25 protein-coding genes and 2 tRNA genes are annotated in these 26,914 nt (G+C 68.2%); 20 read left to right on the top strand and 7 right to left on the bottom strand.

Features of this window, described 5'->3' with window-relative positions; genetic code table 11:
* Positions 1–5 precede the first annotated feature (5 nt).
* From O1W71_RS01925 to O1W71_RS01875, 11 genes are read left to right on the top strand one after another with little or no spacing between them, the layout of a single operon-like run.
* Positions 6–3,254, top strand: coding sequence for a hypothetical protein (locus O1W71_RS01925; protein WP_269266291.1), 3,249 nt, complete (start codon positions 6–8; stop codon positions 3,252–3,254).
* A 3-nt stretch (positions 3,255–3,257) separates the two neighbouring features.
* A complete protein-coding gene (locus O1W71_RS01920) occupies positions 3,258–4,064 on the top strand; it encodes a hypothetical protein (protein WP_269266290.1) in 807 nt (268 codons plus the stop codon).
* Between the two features lie 46 nt (positions 4,065–4,110).
* The gene (locus O1W71_RS01915; protein WP_269266289.1) at positions 4,111–6,816 is read left to right on the top strand and encodes a hypothetical protein; all 2,706 of its coding nucleotides are present in this window, start codon (positions 4,111–4,113) and stop codon (positions 6,814–6,816) included.
* A 16-nt stretch (positions 6,817–6,832) separates the two neighbouring features.
* Positions 6,833–7,876 carry a collagen-like triple helix repeat-containing protein gene (locus O1W71_RS01910; protein ID WP_269266288.1) on the top strand — a complete coding sequence of 348 codons (1,044 nt, stop codon included), beginning with the start codon at positions 6,833–6,835 and terminating at the stop codon, positions 7,874–7,876.
* A 3-nt stretch (positions 7,877–7,879) separates the two neighbouring features.
* The gene (locus O1W71_RS01905) at positions 7,880–9,538 is read left to right on the top strand and encodes a carbohydrate binding domain-containing protein (RefSeq protein WP_269266287.1); all 1,659 of its coding nucleotides are present in this window, start codon (positions 7,880–7,882) and stop codon (positions 9,536–9,538) included.
* Positions 9,538–11,427, top strand: a complete 1,890-nt coding sequence (locus O1W71_RS01900) for a DUF859 family phage minor structural protein (RefSeq protein ID WP_269266286.1) — start codon at positions 9,538–9,540, stop codon at positions 11,425–11,427. The genes O1W71_RS01905 and O1W71_RS01900 overlap by 1 nt, the downstream gene beginning before the upstream one ends.
* A 7-nt stretch (positions 11,428–11,434) precedes the next feature.
* A complete protein-coding gene (locus tag O1W71_RS01895; RefSeq protein ID WP_269266285.1) occupies positions 11,435–11,668 on the top strand; it encodes a hypothetical protein in 234 nt (77 codons plus the stop codon).
* Positions 11,665–12,654, top strand: coding sequence for a hypothetical protein (locus O1W71_RS01890; protein ID WP_269266284.1), 990 nt, complete (start codon positions 11,665–11,667; stop codon positions 12,652–12,654). The genes O1W71_RS01895 and O1W71_RS01890 overlap by 4 nt, the downstream gene beginning before the upstream one ends.
* Positions 12,654–13,040, top strand: a complete 387-nt coding sequence (locus O1W71_RS01885) for a hypothetical protein (RefSeq protein WP_269266283.1) — start codon at positions 12,654–12,656, stop codon at positions 13,038–13,040. The genes O1W71_RS01890 and O1W71_RS01885 overlap by 1 nt, the downstream gene beginning before the upstream one ends.
* A gap of 1 nt (position 13,041) precedes the next feature.
* Entirely contained in the window at positions 13,042–13,668 is a 627-nt protein-coding gene (locus O1W71_RS01880) for a hypothetical protein (protein WP_269266282.1), read from the top strand.
* Positions 13,665–14,039, top strand: coding sequence for a hypothetical protein (locus O1W71_RS01875; protein ID WP_269266281.1), 375 nt, complete (start codon positions 13,665–13,667; stop codon positions 14,037–14,039). Before O1W71_RS01880 ends, O1W71_RS01875 begins: the two co-directional genes overlap by 4 nt.
* 64 nt (positions 14,040–14,103) lie before the next feature.
* Here O1W71_RS01875 and O1W71_RS01870 read toward each other — a convergent pair whose 3' ends face one another.
* From O1W71_RS01870 to orn, 5 genes are all read right to left on the bottom strand, one after another.
* A complete protein-coding gene (locus O1W71_RS01870; RefSeq protein ID WP_269266280.1) occupies positions 14,104–14,403 on the bottom strand; it encodes a hypothetical protein in 300 nt (99 codons plus the stop codon).
* 47 nt (positions 14,404–14,450) lie between these two features.
* Positions 14,451–14,741 (bottom strand): hypothetical protein, encoded by a 291-nt coding sequence (locus O1W71_RS01865; protein ID WP_114589440.1) that lies wholly within the window; start codon positions 14,739–14,741, stop codon positions 14,451–14,453.
* A 15-nt stretch (positions 14,742–14,756) separates the two neighbouring features.
* Complete coding sequence (locus tag O1W71_RS01860) at positions 14,757–15,926, bottom strand: tyrosine-type recombinase/integrase (protein ID WP_269266279.1); 1,170 nt, start codon at positions 15,924–15,926, stop codon at positions 14,757–14,759.
* 199 nt (positions 15,927–16,125) lie between these two features.
* Positions 16,126–16,201: transfer RNA gene (locus O1W71_RS01855), tRNA-His, on the bottom strand.
* Between the two features lie 38 nt (positions 16,202–16,239).
* Positions 16,240–16,863: an oligoribonuclease gene (gene orn / locus O1W71_RS01850; RefSeq protein ID WP_269266278.1), complete on the bottom strand. Its 624-nt coding sequence runs from the start codon at positions 16,861–16,863 to the stop codon at positions 16,240–16,242.
* A gap of 121 nt (positions 16,864–16,984) precedes the next feature.
* Between orn and O1W71_RS01845 the strand changes: the two genes are divergently transcribed.
* The 7 genes from O1W71_RS01845 (at position 16,985) to O1W71_RS01815 (ending at position 24,402) form a co-directional block, all read left to right on the top strand.
* Complete coding sequence (locus tag O1W71_RS01845) at positions 16,985–18,115, top strand: Gfo/Idh/MocA family protein (protein WP_269266277.1); 1,131 nt, start codon at positions 16,985–16,987, stop codon at positions 18,113–18,115.
* Complete coding sequence (locus O1W71_RS01840) at positions 18,112–18,840, top strand: cupin domain-containing protein (RefSeq protein ID WP_269266276.1); 729 nt, start codon at positions 18,112–18,114, stop codon at positions 18,838–18,840. Before O1W71_RS01845 ends, O1W71_RS01840 begins: the two co-directional genes overlap by 4 nt.
* Positions 18,837–19,925, top strand: a complete 1,089-nt coding sequence (locus O1W71_RS01835; RefSeq protein ID WP_269266275.1) for a Gfo/Idh/MocA family protein — start codon at positions 18,837–18,839, stop codon at positions 19,923–19,925. The genes O1W71_RS01840 and O1W71_RS01835 overlap by 4 nt, the downstream gene beginning before the upstream one ends.
* Positions 19,926–19,967: 42 nt before the next feature.
* Positions 19,968–20,996, top strand: coding sequence for an ABC transporter permease (locus O1W71_RS01830; RefSeq protein WP_114589445.1), 1,029 nt, complete (start codon positions 19,968–19,970; stop codon positions 20,994–20,996).
* Between the two features lie 35 nt (positions 20,997–21,031).
* Positions 21,032–21,919, top strand: a complete 888-nt coding sequence (locus tag O1W71_RS01825; protein ID WP_269266274.1) for a carbohydrate ABC transporter permease — start codon at positions 21,032–21,034, stop codon at positions 21,917–21,919.
* A gap of 44 nt (positions 21,920–21,963) precedes the next feature.
* Positions 21,964–23,631 (top strand): ABC transporter substrate-binding protein, encoded by a 1,668-nt coding sequence (locus tag O1W71_RS01820; protein ID WP_269266273.1) that lies wholly within the window; start codon positions 21,964–21,966, stop codon positions 23,629–23,631.
* A gap of 66 nt (positions 23,632–23,697) precedes the next feature.
* Entirely contained in the window at positions 23,698–24,402 is a 705-nt protein-coding gene (locus O1W71_RS01815) for a hypothetical protein (RefSeq protein WP_269266271.1), read from the top strand.
* Positions 24,403–24,415: 13 nt separating this feature from the next.
* Here the strand turns inward: O1W71_RS01815 and O1W71_RS01810 are convergent.
* Positions 24,416–24,488 (bottom strand) — tRNA-Arg (locus tag O1W71_RS01810).
* A 111-nt stretch (positions 24,489–24,599) separates the two neighbouring features.
* Here O1W71_RS01810 and O1W71_RS01805 point away from each other — a divergent pair.
* Entirely contained in the window at positions 24,600–24,812 is a 213-nt protein-coding gene (locus O1W71_RS01805) for a methyltransferase (protein ID WP_146752001.1), read from the top strand.
* Here O1W71_RS01805 and yczE read toward each other — a convergent pair.
* On the bottom strand, positions 24,793–25,428 hold the full coding sequence (gene yczE, locus O1W71_RS01800; RefSeq protein ID WP_269266270.1) for a membrane protein YczE: 636 nt from the start codon (positions 25,426–25,428) through the stop codon (positions 24,793–24,795). The two genes, O1W71_RS01805 and yczE, sit on opposite strands and share 20 nt — an antisense overlap.
* A 61-nt stretch (positions 25,429–25,489) precedes the next feature.
* On the opposite strand from yczE, the gene yczR reads away from it, so the two are divergent.
* The gene (yczR, locus tag O1W71_RS01795; RefSeq protein ID WP_269266269.1) at positions 25,490–26,899 is read left to right on the top strand and encodes a MocR-like transcription factor YczR; all 1,410 of its coding nucleotides are present in this window, start codon (positions 25,490–25,492) and stop codon (positions 26,897–26,899) included.
* The last annotated feature ends 15 nt before the right edge of the window (positions 26,900–26,914 follow it).

The raw sequence follows: 26,914 nt of genomic DNA, 5'->3' as shown, positions 1-26,914 counted from the left end.
CCCGCATGGCATTCAACCCAGGACGCAACGCCGGACGCGTGTCCATCCGGGTCGTTCCCGACACCAAGCTCTTCCGCGCCGACACGAAGCGGCAGCTGGAACGCGCCACCCGCGACCTCAAGGTCAAGATCGAGATCGACGGTGTGGTCCTCGACCGCCGGAAGGTCCGTGAAGACCTGCAGCGTCAGATCGAAACGCTCGGCGGCGTGAAGGTCGACGTCGACGCGATCGTCACCGTCGACAAGGCGAAGCTCCACAAGACGAAGCTCCGCGCGTCGATCCAGCGGCAGTTCGACGAGTTCGACGACGTCCGCGTCAAGATCGCCGCATCGATCGCGAACAAGGAGCACTTCGAGCACGAAGTGAAGCACCTCGTCGACAAGGCGTCGCGCAACGAGGTGAAGATCGACGTCGCGGCGCACACGCTCCCGGCAGCCGCCGGCCTCAAGTGGCTCGCCCGCGACCGACTGGTCAATGTGTTCGTGAACGTCAACAAGGCGTCGTTCGCGAGCGCCATGACCACGCTCTCGGCGCTGTCGGGTGCGCGCCTCGCGGGCAGCTGGCTCGACGACATCCGCGACTTCGGCGAGAACCTGGACAAGAACCTCCCGAAGATTCTCAAGTGGACCTCCGGCCTCACGGCGCTGACCTCCGCGCTCTTCGCCGGCACCGCTGAGATCGTCGCGTTCGGTCAGGGCTTCGTCGCCATGACGCCGGGGCTGCTCGTCGTCCCCGGCATGCTCATGAACGCAGTCGGGTCGCTGACGGCGTTCGTCGTCGCGATGCGCGACGCGAAGGAGCAGCTGTCGCCGCTCAAGGACGACATGTCCGAGCTCGCCGACATCATCACCGGCACCTACTGGGACCGCGCCCGGCAGCCCATCCTCAACCTCGTCGATGGGCTCATGCCGCAGCTGCGGAATTCGTTCACCGACCTGTCGGCTGGCATCGGCGACTTCACGTCGGCGCTGTCGAACGAGCTCGCGAACGACCTCGCGAACGGACGCCTCGAGAGCATCTTCAAGGGCGTCGCCGACGGCTGGCGAGTGCTCGCCGACGGCGCCGACGGCATCGCCGGTGCCCTCGTGTCGCTCTCCCAGATCGGCGCGACCTACACACCGCGCCTCGCCGCATGGTTCACACGTCAGGCCAAGACCTTCTCGAACTGGCTCGAAGCGATCGCGAACGACGGTCGACTCGATCAGTGGATGGAAGGCGCCATCGACTCGATGTACGACTTCTGGGACGCCACGAAGGGCGTCGCGGGCGTCTTCGAGGGCCTGTACACCGCGGCGGACAAGGCCGGCGCGGGCGGACTCCGCGGGTTCGCGGACCTCATGCTCCGCTGGGAGCGGAACGTGAAATCCGACGGCGTCCAGCGGGGTCTCGCGACCCTGTTCTCCGGGGCGAAGGACGCGATGTCGGAGCTCGGCGACGGCATCAACCGCTTCATGGGCATGACGGGGCAGCTGGCGCCGCAGATCGCCGGCCTCATGCGCTCCACGGCGACGTTCGCCGGTGGGATCATCGGCGGGTTCTCCGACGCGATGAAGTCCACTGCGTGGGTCTCGGGGCTCGACAAGCTGAACGATGACCTGATCATCGCGCTCGAGCGCATCGAGCCCAGCATGAAGCCGATCGCGGACACCTTCGGCAACCTCGTCGGCCTCGTCGGCGAGATGTCGAAAACCGCGCTCCCCGCGGCGGCCACCGTGATCGCGGAGCTCACCCCCGCGCTCGACGGCATCATCAGCGCCGTGTCGGACGTCCTCCCGGACCTCTCCGACACGGTCACCAGCATCGCGCAGACCCTCGGCCCCCCGCTCGGAGACTTCGTCAAGAACGCGGCCCCCGCGCTCGGCGAGGCACTGCGCGGCGTGGCATCGATCCTCGAGACGATTGCGCCGGTGCTCGGCGAAGTGCTCAAGGGCATCCAGCAGGTCACCGGCCTCGACAAGATCGACCTGAACCGTAAGGCCGACTTCGACCGTTCTGGGCTCGCGCCCGACCCGAAGTCGTTCAAGGGCGACGTTTTCGACTACTGGGAGGCGTACGTCGACGCGGCCCAGAAGTGGGCCGACGACAACCCCGTCTACATCAGCGGTGCAGTGAAGCCGCCGAGCTCGAAAGAGCAGGAGATGGTGAAGACCTGGACCGAGGGTGTGCGGGGCGAGTTCGAGAAGGGCGGCCTCGGTGCCGCTCAGTCCTTCTGGGACAAGTACAAGCTCGGCAGTGCCGCGCCTGGGGTTCGTGACGAGGTGCTGCGCCAGCTGCGCGAGTTCGGGATCAACATCAACACCGAGCTCGGCAATGCGGCTGGTGGCGGCGCGGGCGGCGGGCTCTCGCTGTTCCTGACCAGAGGCATCGACGGCGCCATCCCGAGCGTCCAGAACGGCATCGCGCGTATGCGCGGCGCAGTGACGGAGGGAATGCGTGGGTCCGAGTCGTGGCTCACGGGCGCCGGCTCCGGCGTCGTCGGCGGGTTCCTCACCGGCGCGAGCGGCCAGTTCCCCGGCGTGTCCGGCGCGATCGCGGGCGGCCTCGCCGGTCAGCTGCGAACCGGAACCGCAGGGAGCAGCACGTGGCTCAGTCCTGCCGGTATCGCGTCGGTCAGCGGGTTCCTCACCGGAGCCCGCGGCCAGATCGGCGGGGCAGCGGGCGCGATCTCCGGAGGGCTCAACGGCGGCATCGTCGGCAGCATGAACGGCGCCGGGAACTGGCTCGACCCATCGGGCCGGTCGGTCGTCTCTGGCTTCCGGTACGGAGCGGACCAGACGATCCCGCAGATGCTGCGCATCTTCACGGGCATCAGCGGCGCGATCCTCTACCAGATGGGGAACATGGGGAACCTGCTCTACGGGGTGGGCCGCAACCTGATGTTCGGGATGTCGTCGGGTATCAACTCGGCCGTCGGAAACGTCGCTGCTGCTGCGGCCGGCGCGGCCGGCGCCGCTCTCAACGCGGCGAAGCGGCGGCTGGACATCCACTCGCCGTCGCGCGCGGCCCGTCGAGAGGTCGGCCAGATGTGGGGCAAGGGCCTCGCATTGGGTATCACCGACAGCACGCGGGAGATCCGTCGCGCCGCGACCGAGGCTTCCGGCATCTCGTACGTCCCGGGCGGGCCGTCGCGAGTCGTCGCAGACGCCGAGCGCGGACCGAAGCGCGAGGTCAACCTGCACATTCATCACCCGGTCGTGCGCGACCTCACCCGCGAAGCGTGGGAGGCGGCACAGATGGTCGGAGAAGGGGTCTGATCGGTGTTCACGATCAACGGAGTACCGCTGGACAACACCGCCTACGGGTGGCTGTTCCGCAAGGGCTCGCAGCCGTTCATCACCCTCGAGGCTCAGGTCGGGCAGGTCACGGTCGTCGGTCAGCGTGGAATCACGCAGTACCAGACGGGCGTGACCGCCGGCCTGTGGCCGTGCATCATCTACACGCCGGACGCGCACCGGGAGACGCTGAACGCCCTGTTCGGGGCGCCGAAGCTGCTCCTGTCACCCATGGCGAAACCGGACCGTGTCGCCGAGGTGCAGTTCATGGCCTCCGAGGTCGATCGCATCTTCCCGAGAGGGGAGTTCGTCGACATGCGGTACACGCTCGCGCTGCTCGACGCGGCCTGGCGCGATCGCGATGAGGTCACGACTGCGTTCGCCTCGCTCGCGGCCGCAGCGTCCGTCACCGTGCGCGACCTGCTTCCGGGCGGGTCGGCGCCGGTCCAGGACGCCGTAATCCGCGTCCGGGGCAACGCGAGCGGTCTGCAGGTGACCGACCCCGCGACCGGGGCGTGGTTCGCGTTCAGCGAGCCCATCCCCGCGGGCTCGTACCTCCGGTTCGAGGCGAAGACCGGCCGCGCGTGGCTGACGACGACGGACACGTGGACCGGCGGCACGGAAGTATCCGGGTCGATCGACACCAGCGACCCGTACGGCGGATTCGAGATCACGCCGACGTTCGCCGGCCAGAACGCCCACCAGCGCTCGGCGAGCCTCGTCGTCTCGACGGGGACACGGGGAACAACAACAGCAGTCCAGGTGCGCGCGCGGCGCGCGTACATCGCATAGCGGCGGTCCGCGTCGGGCCCGCACCTCAGCACCCGGGAGGGCCCACATGACCTTCGACGTTCGCCTTCGACTTCTCTCCGACAGCGGCGCGAAGCAGCGCATACTCAAGACGCAGACGCTCACCGTCACGCAGACCGATTCGAGCTCGCCGACTGTCGAATTCACGGTGTCGCGCCGGGTCGCCGGGAACCTCGAGACCCCGATGGTCGTCGGAATTGAATACCTCGGCTCGGACGGGAAGTGGCGATCGCCGCGGAACGACCTGCTCATCATCGACGCCGACGAGGCGGATGCGCTCGACCCGACGAAGACCGTGCGCTTCTCCGGGCAGGGGATCATTCCCTGGCTCATGCAGCGGATGCCGCTGTGGTGGGGGATCGCCGGCGACGGCGGGAACGAGCGTACCTACACAAACGTCACCGCTGGTCACCTCATGCGCACGATCATTCAGCGCGCGCAGCGTGAGTATTGGTGGGGTCCGCACGTCCGCCTCGACTTCGACGACAACCGTGACTCGGCTGGGAACGCGTGGGACTCGCGGATCACCCAGACGTACCCCTTCTTCACCACGGCGCTCTCGACGGTCCTCAATGGGATCAGCGAGCAGGGCTACGCCGAGTGGTGGACCGAGGGTTGGCTGCTCCGGCTTAACAACGCTGGCACGGGCGCGGACCGCCGCGACGTCGTGCTCGGAGGTCGCGGCTTCACGCGCGCTCCCGCCCGGTCGAAGTTCGACCCGGTGGCCGTCGTGCTCGTGCAGTACGACGAGGGCTGGACCCACTTCACCAACTCCGGTTACGACGGCCGCTTCGGGCAGACGTCGAAGGTCATGACGCAGTCGGGCGTGAAGGATCGCGCCACGGCGGAGAAGAACGTGCAGCCGACGCTCACCGCGGGCCGCACGATGGCGCGCGAGCTCTCCTACGAGTGGACGCCGGCACCGGGCATGCCCGCACCGTGGGAGTCGTTCGACATCGGCGACCTTGTGACGGCTCGAACCGCGAAGGGCCGCGAGGTGCAGCGCGCCGTCGGGTTCGTCGTGACGAAGACAGAGAGCGCGGTGACCATCACGGCGGTCGTCGGCTCGCGGATGCTCTCTCACGCCGCGAAGATGGCGCGCCGCACCAGTGCCGCCACCACCGGCACGGTCATCGGCGGAAGCGGTGCCGCCGTCCCATCGACGCCCGTGCCCGCCGGCGCGGCGCCCGCCGCACCCTCCGGGGTGCGCGTGAACTCGAGCACCTCCGAGTGGGGCGCGGATGGCTCCGCGCAGACAGCAGTGAGCATCGGGTGGAACGAGGTGACGCAGGACGTCGCCGGGAACCGCATCGACGTCGTCCGATACGCGGTGTCTACTCGCATCGCCTCCGCGCCGCTCGCCGTCGCCGCGACCGTCGACGACACCGAAGCGTCATTCACCGGTCTGGCCGCCGGGGTGGCGCGCTACATCGCCGTGCGGGCTCAGTCTCGCGCCGGTGTGTGGTCGGCTTGGTCGGATGAGATCTCGGTGACGCCCGCCGTCCCGACAAGCATCGTCCCGAAGGCGCCGGAGGGCGTCAGCGTGGCTTCCAACGCCGCCGAGTTCGGAATCGACGGCCTCGCCACCGCGCGGGTACGGCTCGTGTGGGACGCGGTCGATGAAGCGACCGATGGCACGGCTGTCGAGGTCGATACCTACCAGGTCGAGATCGAGGACGGCGAAGTCTGGTCGCCGCTCGCCGAGCTCGGCGCCACGGAGGCGACGTTCACGATCCCGACCGGCGTCACGCGGCGAGCACGGGTGCGTGCACGGTCGCGTCGCAACGCATGGGGCGATCCGTCGACACCGGTCACCGTGACCGGCGCCGCACCCGAGCACGTGCGCACCGCGCTCGCGCCGCCGACCCTGACGACCGCTCAAGGTCTCGTGCACATCTCGTCGAACGGGAAGCTCTCGTCCGGCGCGGCGGTGCCGGCATCGTTCCAGCTGACCTACGCGGAAACGGCGCCCGCAGCGACAGGCCCGTGGACGCGTGTGGGCGTCCCGGCCCGCGCGGCCGGTCAGGTCGCGACCGTGCGCGGAACGGCTGGATCGACGATGTTCGCCCGGCTCGTGTGGGTTGACACCCTCGGACGCGCCGCGAACCCCTCGGCTGCCTCGTCGATTGTCGTGAAGGCGATCGTCGCGGGCGATATCGACAAGGCGATCACCGACTCGATCGAGAAAGCCGCGAAGGACGCCGACGACGCACGCGCCGAGGTCGGCCGAGCGATCCGCTCGAGCCTCGACGAGTACGTGGTGTCGGACTCGGCTTCCACCGCACCGCCCGCGGACGCCGCGTGGAGCTCGGACACCCCCGACTGGCAACCCGGGCAGTACGTCTGGCGGCGCACGAAGAACACCCACATCGACGACTCGGTGACGTACTCGGCACCGGTCGTCATCACGGGCGCCGACGGTACGCCGGGCGAAGACGCGGTGCTCCTGCGCGTCTTCTCGTCCCGCGGCACTTCGTTCAAGAACAACGCGATCTCGACCGTCCTGTCGGTGGTCGTGTTCCGCGGCGCGCAGCAGATCACCAACGTGACCGACCTGCACGCCGCGTTCGGGACGGGCGCCTTCATCGAGTGGTGGTGGCGCCGCTTCGACGACTCCGACTTCGGGGTCATCTCGTCCGCGGACTCGAGGCTCTCGCAGGCCGGGTTCGCGCTCACCGTTTCCCCGGCCGACGTCGACGAGCAGACCGTCTTCCAGGCCATCTTGCACACCTAACCGAACAGGAACCCCCATGGCGCAGCGAGCAGCCGACCAGATCACCCTCACCGACCTGACTGACGGCGTCTCGGTGGTGATGTCGAGCGAGTCCTACAACTTCCCTGGCACCACCGCCGCCGCCATCGCGGGGTCGACCTCCACCAAAATCCAGGCGCTCATGGGCGGCGATTACGTCGCGGCGTCCGTGAACGTCGCCAACGTGGTGAAGCCCGCCGGCGTGACCGTCACATCCGACAACCACGCCACCGCTCCGACGCTGACGATCTCGGTCACGACGGCGGTCACCGCTGGCGGCGAGGTCATCATCCCCGTCGTCGTCGAGGGCCTGACCATCGAGAAGCGGTTCTCGTTCGGCATCGCCTTCAAGGGCGAGACCGGGCCGGGCGGCGCGAAGGGCGACACGGGTCCGACCGGGCCGACCGGCCCCGCCGGCGCCGCGGCCACGCTCGTGGGGCTCAAGAACGAAGCCCACATGGTCGTCACCAACGCCTCGGGCGCGACGGTGGCCGCCACCACCGTCCAGGTCGACTTCTTCGGCTACGTCGGTGCGAACCGTGCAGCCGTCACCGCCGCGGTCGGCACGCTGCCGTCGGGTGTCACCGTCGCGACGAACACCGCAGGCACGGCTTCGGCCGACGGCGTGCTGACGCTGTCGATCGCGGCCGGCGCGAACCTCGGCGGAACCGATCAGGGCACCATCCCGATCACGCTGACCTGCAATGGGGTCGCACGCACCGCGATCTTCTCCTGGTCGAAGGCCAAGCAGGGAGCGACCGGCGGAAAGGGCGACACCGGCGCCGCGGGTGCTGCCGCGGTCACCGTCGAGGTGTCGTCATCGAACGGGCTCATCTTCAAGAACACCCAGATCGCGACCGTCCTCACCGCCCGCGTCTACCAGGGCGGCGTCGAAGTCACCGGATCGGCACTGACCGCGCTGGGAACCGTCCGCTGGTACAAGGACGGCGGCACGACCGCTGTCGGCACCGGCACCACCCTCACCGTCTCGGCGGGCGACGTCGCAGACCGAGCCACGTTCGAGGCCCGATTGGAGTTCTGAGCTATGGCAGTACGCGCCTCCGACCGGGTCACCCTCGCGGTGCTCCCCGCGCCGACCTACGTGCGGACGTACTACCTGCTGCAGTCGTCATCGCTGACCGCGCCGGCGGCGCCGACGACGAACCCGCCGGCGGCGCCGTGGACGACGACCGAGCCGGGGTACACCGCGGGGGACACGAACACGCTTTACACCGTGCAGCTGGTCGCCTACGGCTCGGCGGCGTTCGAGTACGGCGAGGTTCAGAAGTCGTCGGCATACGAGGCGGCGAAGCAGGCGTACAACCTCGCGACCCAGGCGAAGGACGCCGCGGTCACCGCGGATGGCCGGCTCGCCGTCTCATCCTCGGCACCCACCGCCGCCGACGCCGTCGGGAAGCCGAACGGTGCAGTGTGGTTCCGCCGCGACGCATCCAACCGCTTCAACGGCGCGTGGGAGCTCGTCAACGGCGCATGGGTCGCGCGAACGATCGAGAACGCGATGATCGCGACCCTCGACGCCGCGAAGATCAACACCGGCTACCTCGACGTCGCCAACCGTGTCCGCGCGAACGCGATCAGTGTGCAGCAGCTGCTCGTCGGCTCCCTCACGAACATGCTCGAAGACCCGAGCTTCGACATCGACGTGCCCACGAACGCGCCGCTGACGACCGCGTGGGCGAGCATCCACGCGAACGTCACCCGCGTGACGGCGGGAGCCCGCAGCGGCCCCGGCGCGCTGCGTATGAAAGCCGGCACCGCCGCGTACGACGGCATCCGGCAGAAGAACGCGATCCACGTCGAACCGGGCGAGGAATACCGGTTCGGGGGATGGGTGCGACGCGAGTCCGCGGCCTCGGTCACCGGCGCGATCGAGTTCAGCATCATGTACGGCGCGACCGACGCCACGACGACCACCGTCACTGCCGTCGCGGCCTCTCCGGCGGGCCTCGGGGAGACGTACGTCCGTGTCGCGGGAACGTGGAAGGTGCCCGCCGGCGTCTACTTCGCCCGCCCGCGGCTGGTCATGCGCGCCGACACCGGCAACACGAACACCTACCTCGTGGATGACGCATTCTTCCAGCGCCGCATGGAAGGCGAGCTCATCGTCGACGGTGTCATCACGACGCCGAAGCTCGACGTCGCGGAGATCTGGGGCAACGAGGCGTGGCTGAATGTGCTGCGCGCCGGGCTCATCGAGACCTCGATGCTGTCGGCGGGATTCGGGCAGAACCTCGACATCTCAGCCAACGGCGCGATCACCCTGATCGCCGGTCAGGTTTCGGATCAGGCGGCGGAGCTTTCGACTCAACGGTCCGATATCGACGGCGTCACCGATCAGGTGTCGTCCTTGGGTGGGCAGGTCGGCGAGGTTCGCTCGTCGGCGTCCGCCGCGGCCGTCGCGGCGGCAGCTGCCCAGGCGGCTGCGCGCGAGGCGCAGGACAAGGCCGACGGTCTTGCGGCGTACGTGCGGATCACGGGCGAGGGGCTCGAGGTCGGGTCGCCGGGCGCGGCGACGGCGGTGAAGATCACGCCCTCGAACATGACGTTCAACGTGAACGGTGTGCCGGGGGCATATCTCGACGCGGGGCAGTTCATCGCGCCTCGGTTCGTGGGTGAGGAGGTCGACTTGGCGAACGTCAAGATTCAGAAGCAGGGCACCCGCACCGTGGTGAAGGCGATCTGATGGCGACGGGCAAGTTCTCCCGCCGGCCGAACATCGTCCTCGAGGTCACGATGGGGACGCGGTCCACGAGCATCCCGAACAACGATTCGTGGAACGCCGGCGAGCTGTGGCTCGTCAACACGAGCTCGTACTCGTACTGGGGCGACGTCTCGTGGACCGTGAGCGTCGACGGCCAGGAGCGCTCGGGGTCCAGCCGCTACGACATCGGCCCGAACGGGCGGCAACGTCTGTGGGCCGACGGCTTCGCAGTCCGTCACAACGATGACGGCTCGAAGCATGTCGGGTACTCGGCGTCTGCGAGCGGCTCGGACCTCGGCAGCGCCTCCGCGGGCGATGCGTACTGGGCGCCGCAGATTCCGCGGGTGTCGAGCATCACCATCCTCCCGTCGATGCACGATGTGCGGCCGGATCAGGTCACAACCCTGGTGATGAATCGCGCGTCGGACACGTTCCAGCACGACATCTACATGGACTGGGCGGGCCAGCGCGTCGGCCTTCGCGGCGGTGTCGCTGACCGGTGGGACTGGACGCCGGCATGGTCGATGCTCGAGGCGATCCCCAACGACACCACCGCGGTGAGCACCCTCACGGCCTTCACGCTGGATGCGAACCGGAACCAGATCGGGTCAACGCAGCACAACTTCCGGCTGAACGTCCCGGCCTCGGTCGTCCCCACGGTGGGGACGATCACGGTGCAGGACGCGAACCCGGATGTGGTCGCGGCGGTCGGAGCGTTCGTGCAGGGCGAGTCCCTGCTGCGGGCCACCATCGATGGTCAAGGGGTCTACGGGTCGACGATCCGGGCACGGCAGTTCACCGTCGATGGCGTCACGGCGGCATCCGGCGGCACGGTCCCGCTGCCAGCATCCGGCGATCGCGCGGTCGGCGCGGCGGTGACCGACTCCCGCGGCCGCGTGGGAACGAAGACGGCGCTGGTGAAGGTGCTGCCCTACGCGCCCCCGCAGGTCGACGGCACGATCCGCCGCGCCACCTCCACCGGCACGCCGGATGAGGACGCCGGCGCGTACCTGCGCATCGACCTCGCCGCCGCGGCGCAGTCCCTCAAGCCCGCGACAGTGGAGAAGAACGGCCTCACCATCCGAGTGTGGTCTCGCGAGCGTGGCGCGCAGACGTGGACAGAGCGGAACGTGATCACCCCGACCGGGCTCACGTACAACTCGTTCTTCCTCATCTCCGGTGGCGCCGTGTTCGACATCACGAAGGCGTACGACGTGCGCGTGACGGTGACGGACAAGCTCCGCACGGTCACATGGGAGAAGACGGTCGCGACCGCGGACATCCTCATGGACTGGACGCGCGACGGCGTCGGCGTCAAGAAGTACCGCAACCGAGGTGCTCTCGACGTCGGCGGCGACGGCTACTTCGACGGCGACCTGTTCTCGGGCGTCGGCGGGACCGTCGTTGCGCCGATCGGCTCGACCCAGATATGGCCCGGGAAGGTACTGCCCGGCCCCGGCTGGGCGTGGGCCGACGGGGCGGCGATCTCGCGTGCACAGTACCCCGCGTTGTTCGCGCTCATCGGCACCGACTACGGCGCCGGAAACGGGTCGACGACGTTCAACCTGCCGAACTCCAACGGTCGGGTGGTCGTCGGGTTCGACGCGGCACAGACCGAGTTCAACACGGTCGGCAAGACCGGCGGCGCCAAGACCGTCACCCTCACCCAAGCGCAGATGCCCGCGCACTCGCACGGACAGGTCGTCACCGCCAACAGCGGCGGCAACGGTATCCGGCAGGACTACTACGGCGACCGTTCCGGCCTCGCCTCCTACCCGCAAGGTGCCGACACGATGTCCGCCGGTGGCGGGCAAGCGCACGAAAACATGCCGCCGTACGTCGTGCAGCGGTACATCATCCGAATCGCATAGGAGCACCATGAGCGACCCCATCATCCGAGCGATGCTCGAGGAACAGGCCGCGTCGCTGCGCGCGTCGGCGGCACAGTTCGACATGAACCGTGCCGCCGCGCTCGCCTCGGCGCAGGACTACGCAGTGCAGGCCGGCGGCGCCCGCACTCAGGCCGCGAAGATCGAGGCATCCCTCGCGGCCTACGACGACGCCTTCCCGCCGCCCCCGGAGGAAGAGATCGACCCGGAGGCCGGGTCATGACGACACCGCACGAGATCCGTGTGTTCGTCGGTTCGACCCGGCCGAAGAACTGGTACGGGCTCTGCGCGGGCCTCACATATCGCACTATCGCCGACTGCGGGGGATACGCCCCGGACATCTACGGGTCGGCGTTTGCCGCCTACCTGGCCACAACCATCGAGTCCCGCAACCCGCGCGACGCCCCGCCCGGAGCAATCCACTACTGGGACTACACCGGCACCGACGACCGCGGCCGCGTCGCTCGCTGGGGGCACGTCGCGCTCGACATCTACGGCGGGGGACACCACGTCCTCTCGGCGACGAGCTACGCGCACGAGGAATGGGGCGTGAAGGCCGGCCTCATCACCGTCGAGGCGCAGACCGCGCGGCGCATGCCTTACCTCGGATGGTCGCGCACGTACGGGCGACGCAACCGCCTCACCATCACCAACCCCGCGACCGCAGGAAGCGGCGCGGCACCCCTACCGATCCCGGCTACACCGAAGGAGTTCGACGAGATGGCATCGAAGCAGGAAATCAAGGACGCAGTCGCCGAGGTCGTCGGTGGCGTGAAGACGAACGAGCACTTCATCGTCTCGTACGCATCGAACACGCACCGCAACGGCATCGTGCTCGCCGGGTTCGGGTACTGGCACCCTCTGTCATTCGAGAAGTTCGATCACTTCAGCTGGGAGGGCAGCCGTAGCGCGCAGGGCCGTGGCCTGTTCTCCGGCCTCGAGGTGTTCACCCCGATCAATGATCGGGCGTGGGACATCCTGCGCGAGATCTGCCTGCAGGACGGTGACGCCGAGTACGTGCCGATCAGCTACGACAAGATCGCCGAGCTCGTCACGAAGGTCGACGTCGACGAGGCCGCGCTCGTCTCCCAGATCACGCCGGTGATCGCTGAGGCGATCAAGGGCAGCGTCGGCACGCTCAACGACGCGACGATCAAGGTGCTCGTGAAGGCGCTGCTCGACGAGCAGTCCAAGCGCCTCGCGAGCTAATGGCGGAAGCCGAGTCCATCGAGATCAAGCTCGCGCGCCTCGATGAACGAACTCAGAGCACAGCCGATGACGTATCCGAGATCAAGCGGAACATGGCGACGCGGGCTGACCAAGGGCGGGTCGACGAACGCATCCGTGACCTGACCGGCGCTCTCGAGCGGGAACGAGCGGAACGGGTCGCCGCGGTCCAAGCGGAAAAGGCCGAACGCATCGCAGCTGACGAGAAGGAAGCTGACGAGCGGAAGGTGGTCGCCGCGCGGCTGCAGACGGTCGAGGACCGTATGGAGGCGCGGAAGTACAACACCGCGATCGCCATCCTCATCTCGGTTCTCGGGAGCGTGCTCGGTGTGCTCTCGCTCGTGTACAAACCGCTGCTGGGAGGCTGACATGACACGCGCACGTCGTTCACGCATCATCTTCGTTTCCCTCGTCGTCGTGCTCGTCACGGCGCTCGTGGCGCTCGCCACCTTCACGATCAGCAACCTCGCTGTGCGTGTGAGCGCAGCCAACGACCGCAACGCGGCGCAGGCCGAGCAGATCGGCGGTCTGCTCGACGACCTGCACGCGTCGCAGGAGAACGCGCAGCGTCTCTACGACCAGCTGCTCGAGCTCGGGGCACCTCCCGATGGCACCGCCCCGCAGGACGTCGTGCCCGGCCCGCGCGGGCCATCAGGCACGCAGGGCCTGCGCGGTGAACGCGGGACCGCGGGGGAGCCGGGCGAAGCCGGTCCACCAGGAGCGGCAGGCGCGCCGGGCATCGACGGCGCCGACGGCGCGCCCGGCTCGGACGGAGAGCCGGGACCGGCCGGGCCGCAGGGCGAGCCGGGACCGTCCGGAGCCCAGGGCCCACCCGGCGCGACGGGACCGACCGGCCCGTCCTGTCCCGAGGGATTCGCCCTCGCCTCGGCCGACGTGCTGATCGTCGCGGCCGACGGCAGCACCACACCGCAACGGGTCGTCATCTGCATGCCGACGCCCGCCACACCACCTACCCAGGAAGAAGGAACCCCATGAACCTCATGTCCGCGTTCAAGGCGGCGTTCGACTCGCTCGTGCGCTCATACTCGCCGATGCTCGTCGGCCTGATCGTCGGCGCGCTCGCGGCCGTGCTCGGCATCCCCGTCCCCGACGAGGTGCACGACTTCGTCGTGCTGCTCGTCGCGTTCGGGTTCGCCGCGCTCTGGTACGGCACGCTGCGCGTGGTCGAGCTCGTCCGCGGCAAGACCTCGAAGTGGCTGCTCGGCCTCGGTCTCGTCGCGAGCCAGCCGCTCTACGGCACGCCGGCGACCGACCACAATGTCACCGTGAACCCGACCGTGGCCGCCGGCGCCGTCGATGAGGCGATCCGCTCCCGCCAGCACGACATCCGCGACACTGGCGTCTGACACACCACGCACACGAAAGCCCCCTCCCTGACCGTCCGGTCGGGGAGGGGGCGATTCGTCGTTTCTACGAGGTCAGGAACACGACGCCGAGCAGCACCGCGACGCCGGACGTAAGCGTCCCGGCCCACGCAGCCCAGGTGTGCCGCCGCGCCGTTGCGATGCCGAGCACGGACAGCACGAGCGCGACCACCGCGAGGGCAAGGGCGAATGACGCGTACATCGCGATCGTCGTCAGCGTCAGGGTGAGCGCCCCGGCGCCGAGAGCGCACGCCACCAGGTTGAACGAGTCGGCCGGCTTCGCGGCCACAGGCGTCTCTGCGCCTGCGACGGTGATGATGGGACCGGTCGTGACGTCGTCGTGCATGGCTTCACGATATCCGCTCGGCGCCGGAGCGGACGAGTGCAGCACGCTCACCGTCGCGGCGCCCCGTGCGTTGGGAGCCCGCGGCGATGCCGGCCGACCTCGGCCCACGGCGCCGTGCCCTCGATCGCGAGCAGCGCCGTGACGAGGGGCCGCGTCTCTGCCGAGTCGAAGTAGCCAGCCCACGTGCCGGCGACACGCGCGAGGACATCCGTCCGGACGCCGGCGGCGCGTCGAAGCTCGTCGACGATGCGAGCGGGGTCGGCGGTGTAGCGGTTCCGGCCGCAGATCGCGGACAGTTCGACGTCCAGCTGCGTTTCGGGGTCGAGTTCGCTGCGCATGGCCGGATGCTACGCCTAACCCGCGACTTCGAGCTCGAGCACCGCATCGGCGGCGTCGGTCTGCGCGTCCCGGAGCTCATACACCGTCACAGGGCTGTGATCGAGCGTGTTCTCGATCGCGGTCGCCATCATCTCGTGAGCCTCTGGCACGAGGTGCCCGTACGTGTTCACGGTCGTCGTGATCGACTCGTGGCCGAGGCGGGCCTGAATGTAGGGGAGCGGGATGCCGGCTGCGATCATCCACGACGCGTGCGTGTGGCGAAGGTCATGCACATTCGGCGCCGTGGTGACCGGCTCGAGCCCGAGCGAGGCGCAGAGTTCCCGGTCCATCGCCTTCGCCACTGCTTTCAGCCACGTCGACTCCCGGAAACGGGCGTAATGCAGGCGTCCGTTCGATCGCTTGCCCTTGAACACAAGCTCGTCCCCCGGCCCACGGTCGCCGAGCTTCGTCACCAGCGCCGGATAGAGCGAGATCGTACGTCGCGACTTCTTCGTCTTCGGCACTGACAGCACGGGCCCGCCGGGAGCCTTCTTCCACGCCTCGTCGATGCGCGCGGTCGGCGTCTTTCCGTGGGTCACGATGTCGTTCCACTTGAGCGCGGTCGCCTCGCCCCATCGCGTGCCGGTGCCAGCCATGAACTCGACGAGCGGTTTGTAGTAGGGCGGGATGAAGTGCAGCACCGTCTTGAACTGAGCGGGGGACAGGAACACAGCCTCGCGGGAGGTGCCCGCGGAAAGGCGGATGCCGTGCGCCGGATTCTTCGCGATGAGGCCGGCGTCGACGGCTGCGGCCATGATCGTCGAGAGTAGACCCTGGTAGTTCCTGATCGTCTTCGCGGCGATCTTCTGGCCGGGGCGTCGCGTGGACGGCTGCTCTTCCTGCCAGGCGACCCAGCGGCCGACATCCGTCCGGGTGATGGTGTCGACGGGGTAGTCGCCGAGGAACCGCAGGAACGAGATATCCGCTGCCGTGGCGTAGCCCGCGCGAGTGCCGTCCTCGATACCGGTCAGCATGCCCGACTCGCGGTCGAGGTAGCGAGCAGTGAACTCCCTCAGCGACTCGACGCGGTGGACGTTCCCGCGCCGACGCTCGAGCATCTCGCGCGCGGCGCTGCCGCCGAGCCGGTCGACCTGAGCCGCGAACAGGTCGGCGTCCGCGGGGTCGGGGAACGTCTCGGACGTCATCCGTCCGTCGATACGGAACTGGACACGGTAGGAGACGACCCCCGTGCGCGGTGAACGACGTGCGCTAACACTCGCCATGATCCCTGCTTTCCGCCCGAATCTCGGGCCTGTAGCTCGGCTACACCCTCCCAATGTAGGTGAGAGATGTAGGTGAGCGGTTCCAGGGCTTCGGAGATCCGCGGAATTCCGGGGCAAAACGTGGGGTGGCTAACGGGACTTGAACCCGCGACCCCCGCGACCACAACGCGGTGCTCTACCAACTGAGCTATAGCCACCATGTCTCCCGGTGAAACCGGGCAACCAGACGATTGTATTACACGGATGGGGCATACGACGACACGGCGGCCTCAGCGGCTGCCCGAGCCTCGTCGCTCGTGGGTCCGGGCGCCGGCACGAACACGGCGGAACGGTAGTAGGCGAGCTCGCGGATCGACTCTCGGATGTCGGCCAGCGCCCGGTGTCCGCCGTCCTTGGCCGGTGCCTGGAAGTAGGCGCGGGGGAACCAGCGCCGCGAGAGCTCCTTGATGCTCGAGACGTCGACGTTGCGGTAATGCAGCCAGGAGTCGACCCGGGGCATGTACTTCGCGAGGAACATCCGGTCGGTGCCGATCGTGTTGCCGGCCAGGGCTGCCTTGCCTTCGGGCACGAAGCGCTGGATGTACTTGAGCACCGCCGCTTCAGCGTCGACGAGGGGGACGCCCGAGTCGAGCTCGGAAAGCAGGCCCGACGTCTCGTGCATCGCGGTGACGAAGTCGCCCATGTTCGCTCGCGCCGCCTCGCTCGGACGGATCACGAGCTGGAAGCCCGGGTCGAGCTGCCGCAGCTCGTAGTCGGTGACGATGACCGCCACCTCGACGAGCTCGTCGACGCTGAGATCCAGCCCCGTCATCTCGCAATCGATCCATACGAGACGATCGTTCTCGGCTGTTCCCACCATGTCGCCCATCCTAGTGACCGGTCGCGACACGGTCGTTTTAGAAAACTGTTGACCGCGCGCGGCAGATGCCACCATCATGACTACTACGTCGTAGTAATACGTAGTAGAAGTGCGAGGAAGCATGTTCAGAATCGGCATCATCGGCACGGGCGGCATAGCGAGTGCCCACATCGGCGGGTACCTCGCGTTCCCTGGGGAGTGCGAGATCGTCGCCCTTGCCGACGTCATGCCGGGAAAGGCGGCGCAGAAGGCCGAGGAGTTCGGCCTGAGGGATGCCGCCGGCTACGACGACCCGCTCCGGATGATCGCGGAGGCCGATCTGGACCTCGTCAGCATCTCGACTCCGCCGTCGACGCACGCGGCCCTCTCGATCGCGGCGTTGGACGGCGGTGTGAATGTGCTGGTCGAGAAGCCGATGGCGCCGTCCCTCGAAGAGTGCGACGCGATGCTGGCCGCCCAGGAGCGCTCAGGCAAGGTGCTCTCGGTTGTCGCACAGAACCGGTTCCGCGACGACCTGGCGACGCTCAAAACCGTCGTCGACTCGGGGCTTCTCGGTCCGATCTCCTTCGTGCGGGTGGATTCGGCATGGTGGCGCGGGCTGCCGTACTACGACCTCTGGTGGCGTGGCACCTGGGAGAAGGAGGGCGGCGGTTGCACCCTCAACCACGCGATTCACCACATCGACCTGCTGCTGTGGCTCCTCGGCCGCCCGATGGAGGTGACCGCGATGCTCGCCAACGCGCAGCACGACAACAGCGAGGTCGAGGATCTCTCCGTCGCGGTCCTCCGCTACGAACGCGGGCTCGCCCAGCTCACCAGTTCCGTGGTCCATCACGGGGAAGAGCAGGAGATCGTCATCCAGGGGGCTAATGCCCGCGTGTCGCAGCCGTGGCGGGTGATCGCCGAGCGCGCCGATGGCGGCGGATTCCCCGCGCAGGGCGGTGATCCCGAGCTGGTGGCGGCGATCGAGGCGGTCGTCACTGCCCGGGAACCTCTCGCGCACACCGGGCACGCGGGGCAGATCGGAGACCTGCTCGCCGCCATCCGGGAGGGGCGCGCTCCGGTCGCGGACGGGCGGGACGGCCGCAACGCGATCGAGGTCGTCTCGGCCATCTACAAGGCGGGCATCGAGCGTACCTTCGTCGACCTCCCGATCCCCGCCGACGACCCCTACTACCGCGCCGGCCAGCTCGTCGAGCGCGCACCCCGCTTCTACGAGAAGCAGCGCTCACTCATCGAGGCGGCATCGTGACCGGCCCCTCGTTCCCCGGCGGCACCTCGCTGTCGCACCTCGACATCTACCACGACGCCGCCCCGGACGGCATCTGCGGCGGCAGTCCGCACATCCACCTCGTCTCGACGGAGGCTTACCTCGTCGTCGAGGGTCGTGGCGCCCTTCAGACGATCGACGGCGAGGGGTTCCGGGAGACCGACCTGGAGGCCGGATCGGTCGTCTGGTTCACGCCGGGAACGATCCACCGTGCGGTCAACCGCGGCGGGCTGAAGGTGCTGGTGCTGATGAGCAACGCGGGACTGCCGGAGGCCGGCGATGCCGTGATGACCTTCCCCCCGCATATCGTCGGCGACCCGGCGGCGTACGCCGAGGCGGCAGCACTGGGCGAGGGGGAGGAGCGGGCCGCGCGCGCCGCTCGCCGTCGGGACCTGGCCGTGACGGGGTTCCAGGCCTTGCGCGATGCGGTCGTCGCCGGCGATCGGGCTCCGCTCGACGACTTCTACGCAAGCGCCGGCGCGCTCGTCCGCGACCGGGCGGCCGCCTGGAGCGAGCTCGTCCGCGCCGGCGCGCTTGCTCAGGCGCAGACCTCGCTCACGTTCACCGAGGCCACCGCGCGTGGCGACGTCGCCCATCTGCGCGATGCCCGAGCCCGTGTGGCTCCCGCGCCATCCGGGGAACGCGCCTTCGGCATGTGCGGACGGATCCGTGCCTACGACCTGACAGACCAGGAGAACACCCGATGACCGATTCATACACTTTCAACCCCCTCCCGCGCCCCGTCGTCGCTCCGGGCGAGTTCGCCTTCGCGGCGGTCGGTCTCGACCACGGCCACATCTTCGGCATGACCGACGGTCTGATCGGCGCCGGGGCGACGGTGACCTGGGTGTTCGACGAGGATCCCGCACGCGCCGCCGCGTTCGCGAAGCAGTATCCGACGGCACGCATCGCCTCGAGCGAGCAGGAGGTCCTGAACGACCCCGCGGTTCGGCTGGTCGCGACCGCCGCGATTCCGTCGCAGCGTGCGCCCATCGGACTGCGGGCGATCGAGGCAGGGAAGCACGCTTTCGTCGACAAGGCGCCCCTGACGACCTTCGCGCAACTGGATGCCGTCCGGGAGGCGACCGCACGGACGGGTCTGCTCTATGCGGTGTACTACGGCGAGCGCGTGCACTCGGAGGCGGCGATCCTCGCAGATCAGCTCGTTCAGCGGGGCGCGATCGGCAGGGTCGTGCAGGTCGTGTGCTTCGGTCCGCATCGCATCGGCGGGGGACGCCCCGATTGGTTCTACGACCCCGCGCAGTACGGCGGAATCCTCTGTGACATCGGCAGCCACAACTTCGACCAGATCCTCCATTACACGGGTGCGACGACCGGTCGGGTGTCGACCTCGACCATCGCGAACTACGCGCATCCGGAGACTCCCGGCCTGCAGGACTTCGGCGACGCGCACGTCGTCCTCGACAACGGTGCGACGGGATACGTCCGCGTCGACTGGTTCACGCCCGACGGCTTGGGAGTGTTCGGTGACGGGCGCACGCTTCTGCTGGGCACCGACGGGTACATCGAGCTGCGCAAGTACATCGACATCACGACCGACAACGGTGGTGGCCAGGTGCTCCTCGTGAATCAGGAGGCTCAGCACCGGTTCAACGCGAACGGCATGACGGGGTTCCCGTATTTCGGGCAGCTCATCCGCGACTGCATCGATGGCACCGAAACCGCGATGAGCCAGGACCACGCCTTGACGGCGGCGGAGCTCAGCCTGCACGCGCAGATGGGCGCGACGGTGGTCGGCTCTCCGACGCCGGCGCCCGTCCTGACACCCTGACGGCGACCCGCTCACGAAGACCACGAGGATGTGGAGTTCCGAATGACGCAATCCGTTCACGCGCCGGTTCGGCTCGGGGAGGGCCCGCGGCCGGGCACCGCCACGCGCGCGATCACCACGGCGCCCGCGAAGCGGCGACTGTTCCGCCGTGATCGCACCCCGCGAGCCAAGCAGACCTGGCGCCGCGCCCTCGTCCGCGACTGGCGGCTGTACACCTTCCTTCTCGTGCCGGTCGTCTTCCTGCTCGTGTTCCGGTACATCCCGATGCTCGGGAACGTCATCGCCTTCCGGCGGTTTCGCCCGGGTGGGTCGATCTTCGGCGACGAGTGGGTGGGCTTCTACTACTTCGAGGCGTTCATCTCGAACCAGCAGTTCTGGACGGTGTTCTGGAACACGGTGGTGCTCGGAGGCCTCACTCTTCTGATCACGTTCCCGCTGCCGATCATCCTGGCGCTCATGCTCAACGAGCTGCGCTCGCGTCGCTTCAAGCGCATCGTGCAGACGATCTCGTACCTTCCGCACTTCATGTCGGTCGTCATCGTCGCCGGTCTCGTACTGCAGCTGACCGCTCTGAACGGGACGGTCAACCAGGTCGTCGAGGCGATGGGGGGCGACCCCGTGCCGTTCATGCAGCGCCCCGAGTGGTTCCGTTCCATCTACGTGTCGTCCGAGGTGTGGCAGACGGTCGGCTGGGGAACGATTCTGTACCTCGCCGCGCTCACCACCATCGACGATCAGCTCTACGAGGCCGCCCGCATCGACGGGGCCAATCGCTGGCAGCAGACCTGGCACATCACGCTGCCGGGGATCCGCCCGACGATGATGGTGCTCCTCATCCTGAACATCGGCTCCTTCATGGCCGTTGGGTTCGAGAAGGTCCTGCTGTTGCAGAATCCACTCATCTACTCGACGGCGGACGTCATCTCTACGTATCTCTACCGCGTCGGCATCCAGTCGGCCCAGTTCTCGTACGGAACGGCCATCGGTCTGTTCGAGGCCGTCATCGGCCTCGTGCTCGTCCTCGGCGCTAACGCCCTCTCCCGTCGATTGGTTGGTACCTCGCTGTGGTGACCGAAGCCCTTCCCCCGAAGCCAGACAGTGCCCGCGTGCGCCGGGAGACCGGCATCATCAAGGAGTCAGCGGGTTACCGCACCTTCCGTGTGGTGAACGCCGTCGCCCTCGTGCTCGTCTGCGTCGTGACTCTCTATCCGTTCATCAACCTCGTCGCCAAGGCGTTCTCGTCGGAGGGGTACATCGCCGCCGGCGAAGTGAACCTCATCCCGCGCGGATTCAATATCGACACGTTCCGCGTTGTCATGAACGACGGCACGTTCTGGACGAACTACGGGAACACGTTCCTGTACACGATCGTCGGAACCGTCATCGCGATGGCGATCACCACGACGTACGCCTACGCGCTCAGCAAGCCGTATCTGAAGGGACGGACCTTTTTCGTCGGCATCGCGGTGTTCACGATGTTCTTCGGCGGCGGGCTCATCCCCAACTACATCCTCATCGCCAACTACCTCGGCTGGCGCAACAGCATCTGGGCCGTCGTGGTACCCGGAGCGCTGAGCGTCTTCAATCTGCTCGTCATGAAGTCCTTCTTCGAGAACTTCCCGGAGGAACTCGAAGAAGCCGCAGCGATCGACGGGCTCACGACCTACGGCATCTTCTTCCGGATCGTGCTGCCGCTGTCGAAGGCCGTGCTCGCGACGATGACGCTGTTCTACGCCGTGAGCATCTGGAACTCGTGGTTCAACGCCTTCCTGTTCCTGGACGACAAGTCACTGTTCCCGGTGACCGTCTACCTGCGGAACCTCATCGCGGCGGCGACGGGGGTCCAGGAAGCGATCGGCGGCGAGTCCGCTCAGGTCGCTTCGAACATCCAGGCCGTCACGATGCTGCTCACCGTGCTCCCCATCATCTGCCTGTACCCCTTCATCCAGCGCTACTTCGTCTCGGGCGTGATGCTCGGGTCGGTTAAGGGCTGAATCCCCTACGTCGAACGACGACGTTCACACAGAGGAGAAACACCATGAGAATCACTCGCCACACCCTCGCCGGTGCCGCGGGCCTGGCTGCGGTCGCGGTCGCGCTGTCCGCCTGCTCCGGGCCCGCGACCGAGGATGCCGCCGGCGACGGCGGTGCCACGATCGGAGAGGCCCAGTCCGTCGGCGCAATGGAGGACTTCGAGGCCGGGGTCTCCTTCGCCGCGACCGAGCCGGTCCAGTTCTCGATCATGTATCGGGACCACCCCAACTACCCGGTGAAGGACGACTGGTCGTTCTTCGAGCATCTCGAGAAGGACCACAACGTCACGTTCTCCCGTACGGACATCCCGATGGCCGATTTCGATCAGAAGAAGTCTCTTCTCATCGGCAGCGGCGAGGCCACCGACATCATCTCGTCGACGTACGCCGGATCCGAGACGCAGTTCGTCTCGGGCGGTGCGATTCTGCCGGTCTCGGACTACTTCGACTACATGCCGAACTTCCAGCAGAAGATCGCCGATTGGGACCTCGAGGACGATCTCCGGAATCGTCGCCAGGAGGACGGGAAGATCTACCACCTTCCCGGCCTGCGCGAGGTGCCCGATGTCCAGTACTCGGTGGCCATCCGCGAGGATCTGTGGAAGAAGGCCGGCATCACCGAGGATCCGGCGACCTGGGACGAGTACCTCGAGCAGCTCGAGAGGGTGAAGCAGGCGAATCCCGAGCTGGACTACGCGATGTCGGATCGCTGGACGGATGCGACACCGCTCGGCTCCCTGCTCAGCATCATGGCGCCGAACTACCCCACGGCCGCGGGCTGGGGCTACGCGAACACGTGGTACGACCAGGATGCCGGCGAGTACGTGTTCACGGGAGCATCGGACGGATACAAGCAGGTCGTGTCCGATGCTGCTGCTCTCGTCGAGGCGGGCGTCCTGGACCCGGAGATCACCCAGAGCGATGACCAGGCTGTGCAGAAGTTCATCTCGGGCAAGTCTGCCGCGATCTCCGGGAACACCCAGACGATCGCGGAATACCGGCAGAAGTTCGCGGACTCGGGGCAGGGCGACGTCCCGATCCGCCTGATCTCGCTCCCGGGCGGGCCGGCGGGCGACAAGCTTCCGAGTGGTCGCTTCACCTCGGGCATCCTCATCTCGAGCGATGCGGCCGAGAAGCCGTACTTCAAGGCTCTGCTGCAATTCGTCGACTGGCTGTACTACTCCGACGAAGGCCTCGAGTTCGCGCAGTGGGGCGTCGAGGGCGAGACGTTCACCCGCGAGGCCGACGGTAGTCGCAAGCTGATGGACGACATCGCGTGGAGCTCGATCAACGCCGGCGCCCCACAGCTGCTCAACGCCGACTACGGCTACAGCAACGGGGTCTTCCTCCTCGCGAACGGCTCTTCTCAGGAGCTGGTGCTCTCGATGATGACCGACGAGATCGCCGAGTGGACCGCTGAGCAGCTCGAGAAGAAGGAACAGCTGCCCACCGCCCCGGCGCCGTTGCTCAACGAGATCGAGCTCGAGCAGACCTCTCTGCTGCAGACGCAGCTGACGGATGCCGTCCACGCGGCGACCGCGTCGTTCATCACGGGCCAGCGCTCCATCGAGGACGACTGGGACGCTTACGTGGCCGAGCTCGAGGGCTTGGGGTCGCGCCAGCTCATCGACACGTTCAACACGGCGCTCGAGCGCACGCAGAATCAGGGATGACCGAGAGCGGCCGGCCTTCTGACCGGGGCCGGCCGCCTCGTCTCGTCGAGCGAAGGGGCCGAAGAAATGGATGCGGAAACCACCACGATTCGTCGCGGCGACCCGGCAGATGAGGTCGGCCGCGGCCCCCTCTCACGCGGTGCCGCGTTCATCTACCGGCAGATGGTCCTGGAGGCGCAGCTGCTGCTCGCGTCGCTGCCCTCCGTCGTGGCGGTGCTGCTGCTGGACCGCGACCCGTCGAACGTCCCCCTCTTCGTCCTCGCACTGCTGCCCGTCGCCCCCGCCCTCGTGGCGGGCGTGGCCGCAGCGATGGTTCCGCGTACCGACCTGTCGCCGGGTCAGCACTTCTTCCGTGCGTATCGCCGCGAGCTCGTGCCGACCCTCCGCTGGGCGGCCCCGGCGGCGGTGGCTCTCGCTCTGCTCGCCTTCAATCTCGTCCACCTCGACGGCGTCGACGGCGGGGCGACGCTGCGCCCGCTCTACAGCGTCCTCGGGCTGCTGATCCTCGTCTGGGCCGGGCACATGGTGGTCCTGACGGCCGGGTTCCACTGTCGTGCGCGCGATGCAGCGCGTGTCGCGGCGGCGCAGCTCGCTTCCCAATGGCGTTTCTCGCTGGGCGTGCTGTCCCTGCTGATCGTCACGGTGTTTCTCGTGATCGTGGTGAGCGAGACCGTCGTGCTGCTCCTGCTGTGGGCGTTCGCGGGTCTGCTCGCGCTCATGGCTCGACCGCTGCTGGCGGACACCGCGCGGAGATTCACGCGTCAGGCGTGACCGGCTCCTGGAGTGCCCCCGACAGGATTCGAACCTGTGACCAACGGATTAGAAGGCCGCTGCTCTATCCACTGAGCTACGGAGGCGGATGCATCTACGCTATCGCGCGGAGACGCCGGTTTCGGGCCGGATGCCGCGGAACACTGGTTCCGGGGCGCTCGGGGGCGTACCCTGCGGGTGTCGGAAGGGGTTCGATGATGAACGCGCAGACACGATCGACCGCACTGTGGGTGGCGTACGGCGCCGGGGGAGTCGCGGGAATGATCCGCCACCGCGGCGATGAATACATCGTGACGATGGCGGGTGCGGACGCCGAGCTCGGCGCGTACCCCACGATGGAGATCGCCAAGAACGCGCTGCACGCGCACATGGCGCCGGGAGCGGACTGGCCTACGTTCCGGGAGCACTGAGGCCGCCCACCGCCGCGGCTGGTCTTGTGTCACGTCGGCGGCGTGCCCGGCTGTCGAAGACCGGCAGGCTCACGTGCACCATGGGCCCGATGAGCACGGCGAAGAGCACCGTGCCCAGGCCCACCGTGCCGCCCAGGAGCCAGCCCGTGACGAGCACCGTCGCCTCGACCCCGAGCCGCCCCGCCCAGATGGGCCAGCCCCACCGCTGATGGATCCCGGTCATCAGGCCGTCGCGGGGGCCCGGACCCAGTCGCGCCCCGATGTAGATGCCCGAGGCGACACCGACGAGCGCCGTGCCCGCGATGAACATCGCCACCCGCGCGATCCAGTGATCGGGCGTGCTCACGAGCGGGAGGGTGAACTGCATCGCGGCGCCGACCACGAGGATGTTCGCGACGGTGCCGACACCGGGCTTCTGACGGAGTGGGATCCACAGGAACAGGACCAGGAACCCGGTGATGCTGACGACCCAGCCGATCCCGATACCGGTGTTCTTGCTGATTCCTTCGGCCAGGACGGTCCAGGGGTCGAGACCGATTCCCGCGTCGACCATCACCGCGCACCCCGCTCCGAACAGGATGAGGCCGACGATGAGCTGCGAGAAGCGGAGTATCACTCGTCTATTGCACTGCAGGATTGGCCGTAGCGAAAGATGCCAATTACCGTATCGTGGCCGTATGCACTCCCGGATCTCCGCCAGGTCGCTGGAAGTGGCGCTCGGAGGATGGCGCACACGCGAGCCGGCCTATGAAGCGCTCGCGGACGGCATCCGACTGCTGTGTCTGGACAACCGCATCGCGGCGCGCACCCTGCTCCCCGCCGAGCGCGCCCTGGCGCAGACGCTGGGGCTGAGCCGCACGACGGTGGCGAGCGCCTATGCGAGCCTGCGCGCGAGCGGGCACATCGAGAGTGTGCGGGGCTCGGGCAGCGTCACCACTGCTCAGCCGGTGCGCGGGGGTGGGACGGTGTTCGCCGCACCGGGGTCGATCGACCTGCAGCAGGCGAGCCCGAGCGCCTGGCCGGGCTTGGCCGGCGTGATGGCGGAGATGGCGTCGGATGCGGCCCGACTGGTCTCGCGGACCGGATACGACACCCTCGGGTCGACCGGCCTGCGCGACGCCATCGCCGAACGCTACACCGCGCGTGGCATCCCGACGTCGCGCGATCAGATCCTCGTGACCGCGGGCGCGCAGAGCGCCATCCACCTCATCGCCGAGGTGCTCGTGGCGCGGGGCGATCGCGTGCTCGTCGAGACGCCGACCTATCCGCATGCGGCGGAGGCTCTCCGGGCCGCGGGAGCGCGGCTCGTAGCCGTACCCGTGACGACCGCTCACGGCTGGGACCTCGACCGCCTGGACGAAGCCGCGCGACGGACGCGACCGACGCTCGCCTACCTGATGCCCACGCTGCAGAACCCGACCGGCCGCTCCATGACGGCGACGGAGCAGAATGCACTGCGCGAGGTGGCACAGCGGGGGTGCACGCTCGTCGTCGACGAGACGACGGCCGAACTGTCGTTCGACGCACCGGCACCCGCAGCCCTTCCGGACGACGACGTCGTGCGGATCGGTTCGCTCGGCAAGACGGTGTGGGGCGGCCTGCGCGTCGGATGGGTTCGCGCCCAGCCGGAGGTCATCCGGCGGCTGCATGCGGCGCGGCCGGCGCGCGACCTCGGCACGCCCGAGTTCGAGCAGGAGGTGGCGGCGAGGCTGATTCCGCGGATGCCGGAGATCCTGCCGCAACGCGCCGAGTTGCTCGCCACGGGATACCGCGCGGTCCGAGCCGCGCTGCGCGACAGGCTGCCGGACTGGGACGTCCCCGAGGTCTGCGGTGGCGTGGCGCTCTGGGTCGGTCTTCCGGCGCCGCTCAGCGGGCCGCTCGTTCTGGGTGCCCGTGCCGAGCACGTGTATCTCAGCGGCGGACAGCGCTTCGCGGTCGACGGCGGGCACGAGAACCGTCTGCGGATTCCGTTCACCGCGTCGCCTGCAGAACTGGAGCGCGCCGTCGAAGTCCTGGCCTCGGTGTGGCCGCGCGTGGCGAGCGGAGCTCGGACGGCCGGCCCCACGCCTCTCGACGCCCTGGTCTGAGCTGTGCGAGCCGGG

Source organism: Microbacterium sp. H37-C3, assembly GCF_027157935.1.
Classification (GTDB): domain Bacteria; phylum Actinomycetota; class Actinomycetes; order Actinomycetales; family Microbacteriaceae; genus Microbacterium; species Microbacterium plantarum.
This window is presented reverse-complemented; position numbering and strand designations above follow the sequence as displayed.